15 protein-coding genes are annotated in these 15,751 nt (G+C 68.9%); 9 read left to right on the top strand and 6 right to left on the bottom strand.

Features of this window, described 5'->3' with window-relative positions:
* Positions 1-104 precede the first annotated feature (104 nt).
* On the top strand, positions 105-746 hold the full coding sequence (trhA, locus tag ACZ3HL_RS09310) for a PAQR family membrane homeostasis protein TrhA (protein WP_037342457.1): 642 nt from the start codon (positions 105-107) through the stop codon (positions 744-746).
* 167 nt (positions 747-913) lie between these two features.
* Positions 914-1,363: a pyridoxamine 5'-phosphate oxidase family protein gene (locus ACZ3HL_RS09305; RefSeq protein WP_465529871.1), complete on the top strand. Its 450-nt coding sequence runs from the start codon at positions 914-916 to the stop codon at positions 1,361-1,363.
* A 5-nt stretch (positions 1,364-1,368) separates the two neighbouring features.
* Here the strand turns inward: ACZ3HL_RS09305 and ACZ3HL_RS09300 are convergent, their stop codons facing one another.
* Positions 1,369-3,264 (bottom strand): acyl-CoA dehydrogenase family protein, encoded by a 1,896-nt coding sequence (locus tag ACZ3HL_RS09300; RefSeq protein ID WP_465529869.1) that lies wholly within the window; start codon positions 3,262-3,264, stop codon positions 1,369-1,371.
* Positions 3,265-3,342: 78 nt separating this feature from the next.
* Positions 3,343-3,903 (bottom strand): hypothetical protein, encoded by a 561-nt coding sequence (locus ACZ3HL_RS09295; protein ID WP_465530030.1) that lies wholly within the window; start codon positions 3,901-3,903, stop codon positions 3,343-3,345.
* Positions 3,904-4,034: 131 nt separating this feature from the next.
* Between ACZ3HL_RS09295 and ACZ3HL_RS09290 the strand changes: the two genes are divergently transcribed.
* Positions 4,035-4,541 carry a hypothetical protein gene (locus ACZ3HL_RS09290; RefSeq protein WP_465529868.1) on the top strand — a complete coding sequence of 169 codons (507 nt, stop codon included), beginning with the start codon at positions 4,035-4,037 and terminating at the stop codon, positions 4,539-4,541.
* Here ACZ3HL_RS09290 and ACZ3HL_RS09285 read toward each other — a convergent pair.
* Positions 4,522-6,540, bottom strand: a complete 2,019-nt coding sequence (locus ACZ3HL_RS09285) for a thioredoxin domain-containing protein (protein WP_465529866.1) — start codon at positions 6,538-6,540, stop codon at positions 4,522-4,524. The two genes, ACZ3HL_RS09290 and ACZ3HL_RS09285, sit on opposite strands and share 20 nt — an antisense overlap.
* A 63-nt stretch (positions 6,541-6,603) precedes the next feature.
* Between ACZ3HL_RS09285 and ACZ3HL_RS09280 the strand changes: the two genes are divergently transcribed.
* Both ACZ3HL_RS09280 and ACZ3HL_RS09275 read left to right on the top strand, forming a co-directional pair.
* Entirely contained in the window at positions 6,604-7,971 is a 1,368-nt protein-coding gene (locus ACZ3HL_RS09280) for a 3' terminal RNA ribose 2'-O-methyltransferase Hen1 (protein WP_465529864.1), read from the top strand.
* Positions 7,968-10,460: a polynucleotide kinase-phosphatase gene (locus ACZ3HL_RS09275; RefSeq protein WP_465529862.1), complete on the top strand. Its 2,493-nt coding sequence runs from the start codon at positions 7,968-7,970 to the stop codon at positions 10,458-10,460. The genes ACZ3HL_RS09280 and ACZ3HL_RS09275 overlap by 4 nt, the downstream gene beginning before the upstream one ends.
* Before the next feature lie 58 nt (positions 10,461-10,518).
* On the opposite strand, the gene ACZ3HL_RS09270 is transcribed toward ACZ3HL_RS09275, so the two are convergent.
* Positions 10,519-10,845: a hypothetical protein gene (locus ACZ3HL_RS09270; protein ID WP_465529860.1), complete on the bottom strand. Its 327-nt coding sequence runs from the start codon at positions 10,843-10,845 to the stop codon at positions 10,519-10,521.
* Between the two features lie 34 nt (positions 10,846-10,879).
* Positions 10,880-11,773: a mycothiol conjugate amidase Mca gene (gene mca, locus ACZ3HL_RS09265; RefSeq protein WP_465529858.1), complete on the bottom strand. Its 894-nt coding sequence runs from the start codon at positions 11,771-11,773 to the stop codon at positions 10,880-10,882.
* Positions 11,774-11,918: 145 nt separating this feature from the next.
* Here mca and ACZ3HL_RS09260 point away from each other — a divergent pair, with 145 nt between their 5' ends.
* The 3 genes from ACZ3HL_RS09260 to ACZ3HL_RS09250 all read left to right on the top strand — a co-directional run bounded on the left by ACZ3HL_RS09260 (position 11,919) and on the right by ACZ3HL_RS09250 (position 13,958).
* Positions 11,919-12,374 carry a DUF4307 domain-containing protein gene (locus ACZ3HL_RS09260; protein WP_034305436.1) on the top strand — a complete coding sequence of 152 codons (456 nt, stop codon included), beginning with the start codon at positions 11,919-11,921 and terminating at the stop codon, positions 12,372-12,374.
* A 199-nt stretch (positions 12,375-12,573) separates the two neighbouring features.
* On the top strand, positions 12,574-13,074 hold the full coding sequence (greA, locus tag ACZ3HL_RS09255) for a transcription elongation factor GreA (RefSeq protein ID WP_016337198.1): 501 nt from the start codon (positions 12,574-12,576) through the stop codon (positions 13,072-13,074).
* Positions 13,075-13,154: 80 nt separating this feature from the next.
* Positions 13,155-13,958, top strand: coding sequence for an MBL fold metallo-hydrolase (locus ACZ3HL_RS09250; RefSeq protein ID WP_465529856.1), 804 nt, complete (start codon positions 13,155-13,157; stop codon positions 13,956-13,958).
* On the opposite strand, the gene ACZ3HL_RS09245 is transcribed toward ACZ3HL_RS09250, so the two are convergent.
* Positions 13,955-14,428 carry an Lrp/AsnC family transcriptional regulator gene (locus ACZ3HL_RS09245; RefSeq protein WP_034305441.1) on the bottom strand — a complete coding sequence of 158 codons (474 nt, stop codon included), beginning with the start codon at positions 14,426-14,428 and terminating at the stop codon, positions 13,955-13,957. The two genes, ACZ3HL_RS09250 and ACZ3HL_RS09245, sit on opposite strands and share 4 nt — an antisense overlap.
* Positions 14,429-14,550: 122 nt before the next feature.
* Between ACZ3HL_RS09245 and hppD the strand changes: the two genes are divergently transcribed.
* The gene (hppD, locus tag ACZ3HL_RS09240) at positions 14,551-15,750 is read left to right on the top strand and encodes a 4-hydroxyphenylpyruvate dioxygenase (protein WP_465529854.1); all 1,200 of its coding nucleotides are present in this window, start codon (positions 14,551-14,553) and stop codon (positions 15,748-15,750) included.
* Position 15,751 lies beyond the last annotated feature (1 nt).

Raw genomic sequence — 15,751 nt, 5'->3', positions numbered from 1 at the left:
CCTCAGTGGGACGCGCCACGGACACTGGCGAAAAACCTACGGTGCCGTAACCTGGGTGAGTGAGCGTAGTGACCGAACCCCAGCCGTCCGGCCCCGCGCCCGTAGTGGACACGCGTCCTCGGTTGCGTGGGCACATCCACTTCTGGTCCTTCTTCGGCGCTGTCGCCGGAGCCGCCACCCTCATCAGCCTCGCGGCGTCCACTGTGTCCGGTATCGCCGCTTTGTCCACTTCGGTCTATGGCCTGACCGTTCTCGGCGTCTTCGGCGTCAGCGCCCTTTACCACCGTCGCTTGTGGAGCCCACGAGCATACGAATGGATGAAGCGCGCCGACCATTCGATGATCTTCCTGTTCATCGCCGGCACCTACACGCCGTTCACCCTTCTGGCCATGTCCCAGCCGACCGGGTACATCGTGCTCGCGATCGTCTGGGGCGGCGCGATCGGCGGCGTCACCCTGAAGATGCTGTGGCCGAACGCGCCACGCTGGCTCGGCGTGCCGATCTACATCGCGCTGGGCTGGGTCGCCGTCTTCGTCCTGCCGGAGCTGGCCACGCACGCCGGCGTCGCGGCGCTCGTCCTGCTCTGCGTGGGCGGGCTGTTCTACACGCTGGGCGCGGTGTTCTACGCGGTGAAGTGGCCGAACCACTTCCCGGACACCTTCGGGTACCACGAGTACTTCCACGCCTGCACGGTTCTTGCCGCGGTGTCCCACTACATCGCGATCTGGCTGGCGATGTACGCGTAACTCGCGTGCTTGGAGACGTAACTCGCGTGTGCCGCGCCTGATCACGCGAGTTACGTCTCTGATCACGAGTGCGGCACCGGCGTGACCAGGTCGGGCACACGCGTGTTCCCTCTGGCACAGGAAAGTGCCTTCTTCCGGCGCCCCCGCCTGCGAGCCATGATCGCCCCATGGCCAAGAACGCACCGCCCCGCCGCCTCGACGACGCGGCCCTCAGCGACTTCCTCGCACAGCACACCTTCGGCGCCCTCGCGACCCTCAAGCGCGACGGCCGCCCGCATCTCTCCACCGTCGTCTACACGTGGGATCCCGAGAGCCGCGAGGTCCGGATCAGCACGACCGAAGACCGCCTCAAGGTCAAGCAGATCCGCCACGACCCCACCGCCTCGCTCTACGTCTCCAGCGCCGACCACTGGAAATTCGCTGTCGTGGAAGGAAAAGCCGAACTCTCCGAAGTCACTCGGACACCGGGCGACGCGGCGGGTCTCGAATATCTCGCCGCACAGCGGCAGAGGCCCGAAGACGAGGCGGAGTTCCTGGAGACCATCGCCGCGGAGCGAAGGCTCTACATCACCCTCAAAGCCGACAGACTCTATGGAACGGCCCTCGACATCGCTTGACGCGGTCAGTCCTTCAACATCGGGGCCGCCAGGTACTGCTCGGGGATGGCGAAGGCGTCCACGAGGGTCCGCGCGTGCGGGCGCAGGTCGGCGCACAACGCGTTCACCGCGGCGGTGACGGCCTTCGAACGCCCCGAGGTCAGGCGCCCGTGTTCGAGGAACCAGCCCCGGTCCGCCTCGATGTTCGCGAGCGCGTAGAGGTCGCAGACCCGCTCCAGCAGTTCGCGGGCTTCGCCGTCGGCGCAACGTTCGATGGCGTCGATGAACGCTTCGAGCACGACCCGGTCGACGTGTACGCGTCCGGCGCGCAACACGTGGTCCTGCGCGTCGTTAAAGACGCCGAAGGGATCCGAGCCCGCCTTCCGCAGACGCTGCGCGACTCCGCCGAGTACGTGCTCTTCACGGTCTTCGAACAGCTTCAGATGCCATTCGCGCGAGTAGAGGACATCGCCGTCGTCGGCTTCGGTGAGCCGCTCGACGACCTTGCGCGCGGCCGTCCGTTCGATCACGGCCTCGACGAACTGCTCCGCCACGAACCGCGCGGTCGCGAGCGGGCTGAGGTCCTCGAATTGATCCTTGTAGCTGGTCAGCAGGCCCTTCGCGACCAGCTGCAGCAGCACGGTGTTGTCACCCTCGAAGGTGGTGAAGACGTCCGTGTCCGCTTTCAGCCCGGGGAGCAGGTTCTCCGAGAGATAGCCGGAGCCGCCGCACGCCTCACGGGCGGCCTGGATGGTCGCGGTCGCGTGCCAGGTCGAGACGGCCTTGATGCCCGCGGCGCGCGACTCCAGCTCTCGCTGCTCTTCTTCCGGCGCGTCCTCGGCGATGTCGTTCAGCTTCGAGACGAGTGCTTCCTGCGCGAAGTGCAGTGCATACGACGTCGCCAGCGCGGGCAGCAGTTTCCGCTGGTGGGCCCGGTAGTCGAGGATCACGACCTCCTCGCCGTCGGGCCGCGCGAACTGCCGCCGCTGCTCGCCGTACCGGATGGCCAGGGCGAGCGCGCGCTTCGTCGCGCTGCCGGCGCTTCCCGCGACACTGACCCGGCCGCGGATGAGCGTGCCGAGCATCGTGAAGAACCGGCGGCCGTCGCTCTCGATCGGGCTCGTGTACGTGCCGTCCTCGGCGACGTCACCGAACCGGTTGAGCAGTGCCTCGCGCGGAACCCTCACCTGGTTGAACGTGAGCCGCCCGTTGTCGACGCCGTTGAGACCCGCCTTGCGGCCGCAGTCCTCGATCTCGACGCCGCTCGCGCCCTCGCCGCGGATCGGCACCAGGAACGCGTGCACGCCGCGCGACTCGCCACCGGTGATCAGCTGCGCGAACACCACCGCGAGTTCGCCGTCGCGGGCGGCGTTGCCGATGTACTCCTTCATCGCGCCCCGGTCCGGCGTGTGCACGACGAATTCGCGCGTCGCCGGGTCGTAGGTCGCGGTGGTGCGGAGATGCTGGACGTCCGAGCCGTGGCCGTGCTCGGTCATCGCGAAACAACCCAGCAGTTCCAGATCCTTGATCTCGCGCAGATAGCGCTCGTGGTGGCGTTCGGTGCCGAGCAACTGCACCGCGCCGCCGAACAGGCCCCATTGGACGCCGGCCTTGACCATCAGCGAAAGGTCGCCGAAGCCCAGCATCTCGAACGACATCACCGAGCCGCCGACGTCGCCGCCTCCGCCGTGCGCCGGGTCGAAGCCGAGCCCCGGACGATCGGTTCCGGCGAGTTTGCGCAGCCATTCGAGCACCAGGGCACGATGCGCTTCGACGTCGAGGTCGGCGTCGCCGGCGGGGTCCTTGAAGTCCTCCGCCGCCATCTGCGCGCGCACCGCGCGGCGGAGCCCGGCCCACCGTCCATCGAGGACGGTGGTCAGCGCGTCCGGGTCGATCTTCGCGGGAAGTCCTGGTGTGTCCACGATTCCTCCGATGCGGTGCGGTCTGCGTTCAGCCTGCCGCACCGCATCGGAGGGCGCAGCCCGAGTCGGGCCGGGCGCTCAGGAAAGGTCCGGTCCCTGTGCGCGGAGATCGTCGACCTTGGTCATCGCCTCCCGGAGTTCGGCGAGCCAGGCGTCCGCGTGTTCCCCGACCAGCCGGACCGCCCAGGCGAGCGCCTCCGACCGCGACCGCGCGACGCCGGCGTCGACGAGGGTGTCGAGGACCAGGCGTTCCGGTTGCCGCAGCCTGGTCATGACCGGTGCCGAATGCGTGGTGAACAGATGCCTCGTGCCGCCGAGGCTCGCGCCCCAGGCGACCTTGCGCTGATACCGGTGCTCGGCCTGGCGCGCGATCTCGATCCGCTCGTCGCGGGTCTCCTCACGGAACCGGCTGATCCGGCCGTCTTCGGCCGCCGCACGGGCGGCGTCGTCGGCGTGGTCACCGGTGAGCGGCTGGAGCTCGCCGACGACGACGATCTCCTCGCGATCCACCGTGACCTGGGGATCTCCCGTGAACCAGCCCTCCGGGAGCCGTCCGCCGAACCACGCGGCCGCGTCGTCCGCCGACGGGATGTCCGCCTGCTGCCAGCCGCCCCGGCCCTTCCAGCCACCACGTCCCATCCGCCTCGCCGTCCTGAAGTAGGTGTGCATGCTCGCCTCCGCGATTACATGATTACAACGCTATCGACGCTACGCCTGCAAGAACCGGTTTTCACGCCTGTTCTCCCCCGGCGAAAACCCAAGGCAACCTGATGACCTGCGCCGACGTGTTCCCACCAGCGATCGACGAGGAAGGGGACCTCATGCGGAAAAAGGCGATGATCGGCGCGGTCATGCTCGGAGCGGCCCAACTGGCGGTGGTCGTGCCGGCGACGGCGGAGACCAGGGACGTGTCCTGGTTCCTGCAACCGACCGAGGTCGAACCCGGAGGCCAGATCTACGCCGAGACGAAGGCCGCGATGGGTGGCTGCGGACCGGCGACCCCGGTGACGTCGCCGGGGTTCGCGGCGCCGCTCCAGTGGACGATCGGCGGCAACTGGGGGAAGTCCGCCGGCTACGGCAAGGCAGGCAGGACGCCGGGCAAGTACACGGCGACGTTCACCTGCTCCGACGGCACGAAGACCTCCCGCGCTTTCACCATCATCGGAACGCCACCGAAGCCGACCACGACCAAGCCGAAGGCGCCTCAGGTCGCGGTGAAGCCGGCCGGAGCACCACAGACCGGCGGCGGTCACGCCCCTATGGCGTGGGACTGGTGAGCTGAGCGCGCAGGTCCTCGGCGGTGGTGACCGGGCGTTCGCATACATAGCCGCGGCACACGTACGCGGCGGCGGCGCCCTCCACCAGCGGCCGATCGGCCAGCAGCGGCACTCCGTCCGCGTCCGGCGTGCCGCTCACGACGACGGCGCCGTCCGGCGACGACGCGACGGCGGCGGCCAGCAGCTCCGCGCGAGAAGCGGCATCCGGACCGACGACCGCCACCTGGACCGGACCGGCGGTGGCGGCTTCGGCGACCGTGAGCCAGTGTCCGGCGAACCGCGGCGCGTGGGCGGCGAGCCGTCCCGCACGCGCCAAGGCCTGCTCGGCCGCCTCGCGGTAGCGGCCCACCCGGTCGTGTCCCGCCAGCACGGAGGCGGTCAGCAACGCGTTCGCCAGCGCCGAAGCACCCGAAGGGCTCGCGTTGTCGGTCGGGTCGGAAGGCCGCTGCACCAGGACTTCCGCGTCGTCGGCCGTGTCGTAGTAAGCCCCCGTCGCGTCCGGGATGCCGAAGTGGCCCAAGGCGAGGTCCAGCAAGGTGAGCGCGTCGGCGAGCCGGCGCGGCTCGCCGGTCGCCTGGTGGAGTTCGAGCAAGCCTTCGGCGAGGCACGCGTAGTCCTCCAGCACCCCGGCCGTCGTGCCGACGACGCCGTCGCGTGAAGTCCGGCGCAGCCGTCCGTCCACGAAATGGGTCTCCATCAGGAAATCCGCCGCACGGGCCGCCGCGTCTATCCACTGTGGACGGTTTAACCGTGCACCCGCCTTGGCGAGCGCGCCGATCGCGAGCCCGTTCCACGCGGCGATGACCTTGTCGTCACGGGCGGGCTGCGGACGTTCGTTCCGCGCCGTCAGCAGCGCACGACGGACGCGCTCGTAACGCATTTCGTCCTCTGGATGCGGTTCGCGCAGCCGCAGGGTCGACGCGCCGTGCTCGAAATTCCCCCGTTCGGTCACCTGGAACAGCCCGGCCGCCCAGGCACCGTCCTCCTCGCCGAGCACTTCGGCCAGTTGCGCGGGAGTCCAGACGTAGGTCAGCCCCTCGACGCCATCGGTGTCCGCGTCGAGTGACGCGGCGAAACCGCCTTCGGCCGTCCCGAGGTCGCGCAGCAGGAACTCCGCGGTCTCCTCGACGGTCCGCCGCGCGTACTCATGTCCGGTCACGCCGTGGAACTGCGCGTAGAACCGCAGCAGCAACCCGTTGTCGTACAACATCTTCTCGAAGTGCGGCACTTCCCAGCGCGCGTCGACCGAGTAGCGCGCGAAGCCACCCGCGAGCTGATCGTTCAGCCCGCCGAGTGCCATGGCCTCGGCCGTGTGCTCGACCATGTCGAGGCCGGAGCCGGTGCGCTCGTGGTGACGCAGCAGGAAGTTCAACGCCATCGTGGGCGGGAACTTCGGCGCGCTCCCGAAACCGCCGTTCCCGGTGTCGTACTCCTTGCGCAGCGTGGCGACCGCGGAATCCAGCGCGGCACCGTCCACAACGGACTCCGGCAGCGGACCGCTCTTCTCCGTGAGATGGGCGATGATCTGCCGCGCGCCGGACCGCAACTCGTCCGGACGCTCACCCCAGGCTTCGGCGACGGCGACGAGCAACTGCGAGAACGACGGCATCCCCGGCCGCGGCGACGGCGGATAGTAAGTACCGCAATGGAACGGTTCGCCGTCCGGCGTCAGGAAACACGTCATCGGCCAGCCACCCTGACCGGTCATCGCCTGGGTGGCCGCCATGTACACCGAGTCGATGTCCGGGCGCTCCTCGCGGTCCACCTTGATGTTGACGAAGTTCGCGTTCATCAGCGTGGCGGTGGCCTCGTCCTCGAAGGACTCGTGCGCCATGACGTGACACCAGTGGCAAGCCGCGTAGCCGACCGAAAGCAGGATCGGCACGTTCCGCCGTTTCGCCTCGGCCAGCGCCTCCTCACCCCACGGCCACCAGTCCACCGGGTTGCCGGCGTGCTGCAGCAGGTACGGACTGGTCGCGGCCTTCAGGCGGTTCGACATGTCTCCAGGGTCGCACGCGGAAAAGCGGGAGCGCAGAACGGCCGTCTGCGCGACACTCCTCCGGTGCTCCTGACCATGACGACCACCCGGAACCCGGCCACCGACCTCGGCTTTCTCCTGCACAAACATCCGGAGAAGGCGCAATCCTTCACGCTCTCGGCCGGGACGGCGCATGTCTTCTACCCCGAGGCGTCCGAAGAGCGCTGCACCGTCGCGCTGCTGGTCGAGCTCGACCCGGTCGAGCTCGTGCGCGGTGGCGGCACGTCGCTGACCCAGTACGTCAACGACCGGCCGTACGCGGGCGGCTCGTATCTCGCGGTGGCGCTGCGGGCGGCCTTCACCACGGCCTTGTCCGGCCGGTGCGCGAACCGGCCGGAGCTGGCCGGCGAGCGGTTCCCGCTGGAGATCCACGTCCCGTCGCTGACCGCGCGCGGCGGTGCGGAGGTCGTCCACAAGCTGTTCGAGCCCCTCGGCTGGAAGGTCGAAACGAAGGCCATCCCGCTCGACCCCGAGTTCCCGCAGTGGGGCGATTCCCGTTACGTCGATCTCCGGCTGACCGGGACCCAGCGTGTCGTCGACGCGTTGCGGCACTTGTACGTCCTGCTGCCCGCTCTCGACGGCGACAAGCACTACTGGATCGGGCAGGACGAGGCCGACAAATTGCTGCGCGCCGGCGAGGGCTGGCTCGCGGAGCATCCGGAACGGGACCTGATCACCAACCGGTATCTCGAACGACGCCGCCCGATCGTCTCGTACGCGCTCGCCCGGCTCGCGGAGGCGGACGACGTGCCCGCCGAGGCCGAAGCCCGGGTCACCGAGCTGCCGGACCGGCCCGAACCACTGTCGGTCCAGCGTCAGGGCAGCGTGCTCGCGGCACTCCGGGCGGCGGGCGCGCGGCGCGTGCTCGACCTCGGCTGCGGCGGCGGCGCGCTGCTGCGCGTGCTGCAGAAGGAGCCGTCCTTCACGGAAATCGTCGGTGTCGACGTGTCCGCGAGCGCGCTCGACATCGCCGACAAGCGGCTCAAGGACAAGACACGGATCACCCTGAAGCAGTCCGCGCTGACCTACGCGGATCCGTCGCTGGCCGGCTACGACGCGGCCGTGTTGATGGAGGTGATCGAGCACGTCGACGAGGAGCGCCTGCCCGCGCTGGAGCACGCCGTGTTCGGTGTCGCCGCGCCGCGGACCGTGCTCGTCACGACGCCGAACGCCGAGTACAACCGGCACTTCGAATTCCTCGAAGAAGGCCGGTTCCGGCACGCGGACCACCGTTTCGAGTGGACCCGCGAGCAGTTCCGCTCGTGGGCCGACGGCGTCGCGGCACGACAGGGCTACGACGTCCGCCACCTGCCGGTGGGACCGGAGTCCCAGGAATCAGGACCGCCGACCCAAATGGCGGTCTTCACGTCTCGAAAGGAGGCCGTGGCATGAAACTGACCATTCCCGACATGTCCCTCGTCGTGCTCGTCGGGGCCTCCGGCTCCGGCAAGTCGACCTTCGCGCGGACGCATTTCGCGCCCACCCAAGTACTGTCCAGCGACTACTTCCGCGGTCTGGTGGCCGACGACGAAAACGACCAGAGCGCGTCGGCCGCCGCTTTCGACGTGCTCCACTACGTCGCGGCGAAGCGGCTCGAAGCGGGCCGGATCACGGTGATCGACGCGACGAACGTCCAGCGCGCGTCGCGGGCGAGCCTGTTGAAGCTGGCGAAGGAGTACGACGTCCTTCCGACGGCGATCGTGCTCGATCTGCCCGTGAAGGTCTGCCACGAGCGCAACGAGGCCCGGCCCGACCGCGACTTCGGCGAACACGTCGTCCGGCGTCAGCGCGGCGAGCTGCACCGCTCGCTGAAGTCGTTGGAGCGCGAGGGTTTCCGCCGTGTGCACGTGCTGCGGAGTGAAGCCGAGGTCGCCGAAGCCGAGATCGTCGTCGAGCCACTGCGCAACGATCGCCGCGAGCTGACCGGGCCGTTCGACGTCATCGGCGACGTCCACGGCTGCCGCGAGGAACTGGACGAACTGCTCACCGAGCTGGGTTACGTCGACGATGTGCACCCGGAGGGCCGGACCGCGGTGTTCGTCGGCGACCTCGTCGACCGCGGCCCCGACACACCGGGTGTGCTGCGCCGGGTGATGACGATGGCCGAGGCGGGCAGCGCGCTGGTCGTCTGCGGGAACCACGAGCAGAAACTGGTCCGCGCGCTGAACGGGCGCAACGTCAAGACGACGCACGGCCTCGCGGAGTCGCTGGAACAGCTTTCCGCGCAGGACGAGGACTTCCGCGCGAAGGCGCACGCCTTCTGCGAAGGGCTCATCGCGCACTACGTCCTCGACGGCGGCAAGCTCGTCGTGGCGCACGCCGGCCTGCCCGAGAAGTTCCACGGGCGCGCGTCCGGCCGGGTGCGTAGCACCGCACTGTACGGCGACACCACCGGCGAGACCGACGAATACGGCCTGCCGGTGCGGCTGCCGTGGGCGCGCGACTACCGCGGCAAGGCGATGGTCCTCTATGGACACACGCCGACGCTGGAACCGGAATGGATCAACGGGACCATGTGTCTCGACACGGGCTGTGTCTTCGGTGGCAAGCTGACCGCTTTGCGTTACCCGGAGCGGGAAGTCGTCTCGGTGAAGGCGAAGAAGGTCTGGTACGAGCCGTCCCGTCCGCTCGAACCGGCGCGGCCGCTGGGTGGGCGCGAGCCGGCGGTGCTGGAGCTGGGCGACGTCACCGGGAAGCGGATCGTCGAGACGCGGCAGCACGGCCGGGTCGGCGTCTCCGCCGAACAGTCGGCGGCGGCGCTCGAGGTGATGAGCCGCTTCGCCGTCGACCCGCGCTGGCTGCCGTACCTGCCGCCGACCATGGCGCCGTGTTCGACGTCCGCCACGGACGGCTACCTCGAACATCCCGAGGAGGCTTTCGCCGAGTTCCGCGCGGCGGGTGTCGACCACGTCCTGTGCGAAGAGAAGCACATGGGCTCGCGTGCAGTCGTGCTCGTCTGCCGTGACGACGACGTGGCTCCCGCCCGGTTCGGGATCCAGGGTCCCGGCGCGGTCTACACCCGCACCGGGCGGCCGTTCTTCACTCCGGAGCAGAACGCACAGCTGCTCGCCGGTGTGCGAGAAGCGGCATCGGAGCTGTTCGACGAACTGGACACCGGCTGGCTGCTGCTGGACACGGAGCTGCTGCCGTGGAGCGCGAAAGCGGGGTCGCTGATCTCCGGGCAGTACGCGGCCGTGGGCGCGGCGGCCCAAGCCGTGCTGCCCGCCGCCGTCGCCTCACTGGACGCGGCGGCCGCTCGCGGGGTCGACGTGTCGGAGCTCTTGTCTCGCACCCGGACTCGTGAGTCCACTGTGGACGCGTACCGGCGGGCGTACCGGCGTTACTGCCGGCCGACCGACGGCCTCGACGGCGTCCGGCTGGCGCCGTTCCAGATCCTTGCGTCGGAGGGGCACGCGTACCACGACCGGCCGCACGAGTGGCATCTTTCGCTGCTGGACCGGCTCACCGGCGACCTGTTCACGCGCACGCGGACACTGGCCGTCGACACCACCGATCCGGCGTCGGTGGCGCGCGGCGTGGACTGGTGGCTGGACCTGACCGGTGCGGGCGGCGAGGGCATGGTCGTCAAACCGGCGGCGAACCTGACACGGGGCGCGCGCGGGCTGGTGCAGCCCGGCGTCAAGGTGCGCGGACGCGAATACCTGCGGATCATCTACGGGCCCGACTACACGCTGCCGGAGAACCTGGAGCGGCTGCGCAAGCGGGGTCTCAACCGGAAGCGGGCGCTGGCGCTGCGCGAGTACGCGCTGGGGCTGGAGGCGCTGGAGCGGCTGGCGCGTGGGGAGCCGCTGTGGCGGGTGCACGAGTGCGTGTTCGCCGTGCTGGCCCTGGAGTCGGATCCGGTCGACCCGCGCCTCTGACGCGCTTCGGCTCGTGAGTGGTAAGGACGGTTAGAACCGTCCTTACCACTCACGAGCGTCAGTCGGACTTGGCGCTCGGTTTCTCCGTCTTCGCGAGCGGCTCCTCGGCGTCCGCCGTTTCGTCAGCGGCCTCGGGGGCCTCCGCGGAAGCGGCCGCAGGCTCGTCGAAGCTCTCCGGCACCCGCTTCAGGTGCTTGGTCATCGACCGCACCAGCAGCGCGACGGCGATCAGGAAGAGGATCAGGATCAGGAAACCCACCGGCGACGACTTGCCGAAGTCCTCACCTTGGCCGCCGTTGTCGCCGTTGCCGGGCTGCTGCGCCAGGAACTGCGACGACACCGTCACCGGGACGACGGCGAACGCCGGCACCACGACCGTGCTCATGGCGCCTCCGCGGGAAAAATTACGTCGGCGTGCATTAGCCCTCCTTCAAGCCGGCGAACAAATCGTCCTCCGGCAGGGTGCTGTCCACCAGTGAGCGGACCAGCTCGTACTCCTCGGTCGGCCAGACCTCGCGCTGCAGGTCGCGCGGGACGGCGAACCAGCGGCTGTTCGGGTCGATCTGGGTGGCGTGCGCCTTCAAGGCGTCGTCACGCTGCTCGAAGTAGTGGCCGCATGCGACGCGGGTGGTCACCCGCTCCATGACGTCGGCCTTCTCCGGGTCCCACGACTTGAGCCACTCCTCGTACGGCGACTCCAGGCCGCGCGCGAGCAGGGCCTCGTGGAACACCGTCATCCTGGCGCGCGAGAACCCGTGCACGTAGTACAGCTTCATCGGCTGCCACGGCTCGCCCGCCTCCGGATAGCGCTCCGCCTCGCCGGCGGCGTCGAAGGCCGCGACCGAGATCTCGTGCGTACGGATGTGGTCGGGGTGCGGGTAGCCGCCGTTCTCGTCGTAGGTGACGATCACGTGCGGGCGGAACTCGCGGATGACCTTCACCAGGGCGCCGGTGGACTCTTCGAGCGGGATGACCGCGAACGAGCCCTCGGGGACCGGGGGAAGCGGGTCGCCCTCGGGCAGGCCCGAGTCGACGAACCCGAGCCAGACGTGGCTCACGCCGAGGATCTTGGCCGCGCGGGCCATCTCCTCCCGGCGGATCTCGGTCATGTTGGCCAGTACTTCGGGACGGTCCATGGCCGGGTTCAGCACACTGCCCGCTTCGCCGCCGGTGCAGGTCACGACCATGACCTCGTGCCCTTCGGCGGCGTACCTGGCCATGGTGGCGGCACCCTTGCTCGACTCGTCGTCGGGGTGCGCGTGCACCGCCATCAGGCGGAGGCGTGACTTCGGCGGTTCGTTGGCTGGCACCATGCTCCGAACGTCCCCTTCTCGTTCCCTATTCCCCTGCGACCCTGCCTGACGGCCCGCCCGGCCGGGCGCGGATACTCGAGGGGAACCACTCGCATACGACCCCATTGTCCCTGCGAGCACGACGAGACCTACCGGGAGGCCCGGGTTGAGCACGGGACAGGACGCTCCCAGCGCGGAAAGCACCCGGACGGACGTGCCCGAGGACCGCTACGGCAAGACCCGCGCCGCGAAGCCCGCACGCTGGCGGCGCCTGGTGTTCGGCGTGGTGGCGCTGCTGGTCAGCGGCGGAATCGCCTATGTCGCGTACACGAACTTCGGCAGCGCGCCCATCGAGGGCGAACGCGTCTCGTTCGACGAGAAGCCGGGCGACGCGATGGAGATCACCATCAACGTGACCAGGGACGATGTGAACCGTCCGGGCGTATGCGTCGTCCGCGTCCGCGACAAGGCGGGGGCCGAAAGCGGCCGTAAAGAGGTCCTGATTCAGCCTGGTTCGAAGAACAGCAGGGTGACGACCACCATCAAGAGCATCGGAAGGCCGGTCACGGCTGATATCTTCGGGTGCTCATACGACGTACCACGCTACCTGTCAAGGCCATAGCGGCCAACGGGGTGAAACGGGCGCCCAACGCCGAGGCGCGACCGAATTCCACCGGCGGCGATGCCTCGCGCCGTGTTACTCTGATCTACCGGCACGGCCCAAGACGGGCCGTGTTTTTCCTTTATCTCAGCCAGGCCGGCGCGCCATGCCGGCCCGGTGGCCGGCTTGTACACCCAAGCCTGGCAGGCCCTACTAGGAGATGGTGACCGTGAGCGACACAAAGGTGACCTGGCTGACCCAGGATGCCTACGACAGGCTCAAGCAGGAACTCGACCACTACATCGAGCTCCGCCCGGTCATCGCTGCGAAGATCAACGACAGCCGGGAAGAGGGCGACCTCAAGGAGAACGGCGGCTACCACGCCGCCCGTGAGGAGCAGGGCCAGCACGAGGCCCGCATCCGCCACCTCCAGGAGCTCCTCCGCTCGGCCAAGGTGGGCGAGCCGCCCGCCAACGACGGCAGCGCCGGACCGGGCAAGGTCCTCACCGTGCGTTACGACGGTGACGACGAGGACGAGAACTTCCTCTTGGCGACCCGCGAAGAAGGCACCGAGGGCGACCTCGACGTCTACTCGCCGGAGTCCCCGCTCGGCAAGGCGCTGCTCGGCGCCAAAGAGGGCGAGACCCGCGAGTACGAGCTGCCCAACGGCAGCATCCAGAAGGTGACGCTCGTCAAGGCCGTGCCGTACACCGGCAAGTGAGCCTCCGCGCGCCCGGCCCGATATGGCCGGGTGCGCATATGAGCCGTTAGCGTGACCTCCGGAGAATTCTGGAGGGAACGATGAGCGAGCTACCGATCTGCGTCGCCTGCGGCATGCAGTACGCGGAACCGAGGTCCGACTGCCCGATCTGCGAGGACGAACGTCAGTACGTCCCGCAGGCCGGACAGCGGTGGACCGATCTGAACACCGTCCGCGCGAGCGGCACGTACACGGCTCGTATCGAGGAGCAGGGACCCGGCCTCATCGGGGTCGGATCCACTCCCAACTTCGCCATCGGCGAGCGGGCGCTGCTGGTCAAGGCCGGATCCGGCAACTTCCTGTGGGACTGCGCGGGCTTCATCGACGACGACCTCGTCGCGAAGGTCCGCGAACTCGGCGGGATCACCGGCATCGCGATCAGCCACCCGCACTACTACACCACCATGGTCGAGTGGGCCGATGCCTTCGACGTGCCGGTCTACCTGCACGAGGGCGACCGGCAGTGGATCGGCAGGCCGGATCCGGCGATCAAGCTGTGGAGCGGCACGACCCTCGACGTCGCCCCCGACCTGCGGCTGATCAACCTCGGCGTGCATTTCGCCGGCGGGACCGTGCTGCACTGGCCGGACGGGGAAAACGGCCGCGGCGCGGTGCTGTCGGGCGACATCCTGCAGGTCATCCCCGACCGGCGCTTCGTCGGCATGATGTACAGCTACCCGAACCTGATCCCGGAACGTCCCGAGGTCGTCCGCCGCGCCGCCGAGATGCTCGAACCGTACGAGTTCGAGGCGATCTACGGCGCCTGGTGGGACGCGATCATCCGCACCGACGGGCACGAGGCGGTCCAGCGGTCCGCGAAGCGGTATCTGAGCCAGGTGGGCTAGCTCCGCGCCAGCCGTTCCAGCAGCGGCCGTACGCGCGGCGGAACCGGCGTCGACAACGCGATCGACGTCGACGTCCGCCGCACGTACGGCGCGCCGACCACCTCGTCCACCACACGCTGCAGGTCGTCGTTGTTGCGGGCCACCATGCGCACGAAGAGGTCGCCCTGACCGGTCGTCGCGTAGACCTCGCACACCTCGTCGATCGCGGACAGCGCCTCCGCCACCTCGGCCCGGCGGCCCTGCGCGATCTCCAGGACGGCGAACGCGGTGAGGCCGTATCCCATCGCCGCGAGGTCGAGTTCGGGCGGGAACCCGCCGAGGATCCCGCGTTCGGTCAGCCGGTCCAGCCTGGCCTGCACGGTGCCCCGCGCGACGCCGAGACGGCGGGCGCATTCGAGCACGCCGAGCCGGGGCGAGTCGGTGAGCAACAGCAGCAGCCGCGCGTCCAGCGCGTCGAGCGCTTCCGACATCGGGCCTACCTCCTACACAGGTTGTCCACTTTGACTGCGCCACCCGGCCCTCGACTGGACATAGTGCGCAGTGAAATTCTTGACCGTTGCGCATTTTGTCACGCGCTCGGATGCTTCAGGGCATGACGCACACAGTGGAACCCCAGGGTGCTCTTGACGACGTGAGCTACGACCAGCTGCGTCAGCTCGTCGGCCTCGTCGACCACGACTCTTCGACCGACCCCTTCCCGGTGAAGTCGATGGACGCGGTGGTGTTCATCGCGGGCAACGCCACGCAGACCGCGTGGTTCTACCAGGTCGCTTTCGGCATGCGGCTCGTCGCGTACTCCGGCCCCGAGACCGGGAACTTCGAGCGCAAGTCGTTCGTGCTGAAGTCGGGCTCGGCCCGCTTCGTGATCACCGGCGGCGTCAAGCCCGACTCCCCGCTGCTCGACCACCACCGCCGCCACGGCGACGGCGTCATCGACCTCGCGCTCGAGGTCGCCGACGTCGACCGGTGCATCGAGCACGCCCGCTCGCAGGGCGCCACCGTCCTCGAGGAGCCGCACGACGTCTCCGACGAACACGGCACCGTGCGCATCGCCGCGATCGCGACCTACGGCGAGACCCGCCACACGCTGATCGACCGGTCGAAGTACACCGGCGTCTACCTCCCCGGCTACCAGCCGCGCGAGAGCAGCGTCGTCCGCCCCGAAGGCGCCCCGAAGCGGCTGTTCCAGGCCGTCGACCACTGCGTCGGCAACGTCGAACTCGGCAAGATGGACTACTGGGTCGACTGGTACCACCGCGTCATGGGCTTCGTGAACATGGCGGAGTTCGTCGGCGACGACATCGCGACCGAGTACTCGGCGCTGATGAGCAAGGTGGTCTCCAACGGCAACCACCGCGTCAAGTTCCCGCTCAACGAGCCGGCGATCGCGAAGAAGAAGTCGCAGATCGACGAGTACCTCGAGTTCTACGGCGGCGCGGGCTGCCAGCACATCGCGCTGGCCACCAACGACATCGTCGCGACGGTGAAGGCGATGCGCGCCGCGGGCGTCGAGTTCCTCGACACCCCGGACTCCTACTACGACGACCCGGAGCTGCGTGCGCGGATCGGCGAGGTCCGGGTGCCGATCGAGAAGCTCAAGGAGCACCGCATCCTGGTCGACCGCGACGAGGACGGCTATCTGCTGCAGATCTTCACCAAGCCGATCGGCGACCGCCCGACGGTGTTCTACGAGCTCATCGAGCGGCACGGTTCGCTCGGCTTCGGCAAGGGCAACTTCAAGGCCCTGTTCGAGGCCATCGAGCGTGAGCAGGAGCGCCGAGGCAATCTTTAAC

Source organism: Amycolatopsis sp. NPDC000009, from assembly GCF_055563465.1.
Note: the sequence above shows the minus strand (reverse complement) of the source record. Positions and strands in the feature narration are given on the sequence as shown.

Coding starts and splice junctions, on each gene's coding strand:
- ACZ3HL_RS09295 (WP_465530030.1), bottom strand. CDS start 3,903: ATGGGACGTGGTGGCTGGAAGGGCCGGGGCGGCTGGCAGCAGGCGGAC.
- ACZ3HL_RS09245 (WP_034305441.1), bottom strand. CDS start 14,428: ATGTCGGAAGCGCTCGACGCGCTGGACGCGCGGCTGCTGCTGTTGCTC.
- mca (WP_465529858.1), bottom strand. CDS start 11,773: ATGGTGCCAGCCAACGAACCGCCGAAGTCACGCCTCCGCCTGATGGCG.
- ACZ3HL_RS09305 (WP_465529871.1), top strand. CDS start 914: ATGGCCAAGAACGCACCGCCCCGCCGCCTCGACGACGCGGCCCTCAGC.
- ACZ3HL_RS09270 (WP_465529860.1), bottom strand. CDS start 10,845: ATGAGCACGGTCGTGGTGCCGGCGTTCGCCGTCGTCCCGGTGACGGTG.
- ACZ3HL_RS09290 (WP_465529868.1), top strand. CDS start 4,035: ATGACCTGCGCCGACGTGTTCCCACCAGCGATCGACGAGGAAGGGGAC.
- ACZ3HL_RS09285 (WP_465529866.1), bottom strand. CDS start 6,540: ATGTCGAACCGCCTGAAGGCCGCGACCAGTCCGTACCTGCTGCAGCAC.
- ACZ3HL_RS09250 (WP_465529856.1), top strand. CDS start 13,155: ATGAGCGAGCTACCGATCTGCGTCGCCTGCGGCATGCAGTACGCGGAA.
- ACZ3HL_RS09275 (WP_465529862.1), top strand. CDS start 7,968: ATGAAACTGACCATTCCCGACATGTCCCTCGTCGTGCTCGTCGGGGCC.
- greA (WP_016337198.1), top strand. CDS start 12,574: ATGGTGACCGTGAGCGACACAAAGGTGACCTGGCTGACCCAGGATGCC.
- hppD (WP_465529854.1), top strand. CDS start 14,551: ATGACGCACACAGTGGAACCCCAGGGTGCTCTTGACGACGTGAGCTAC.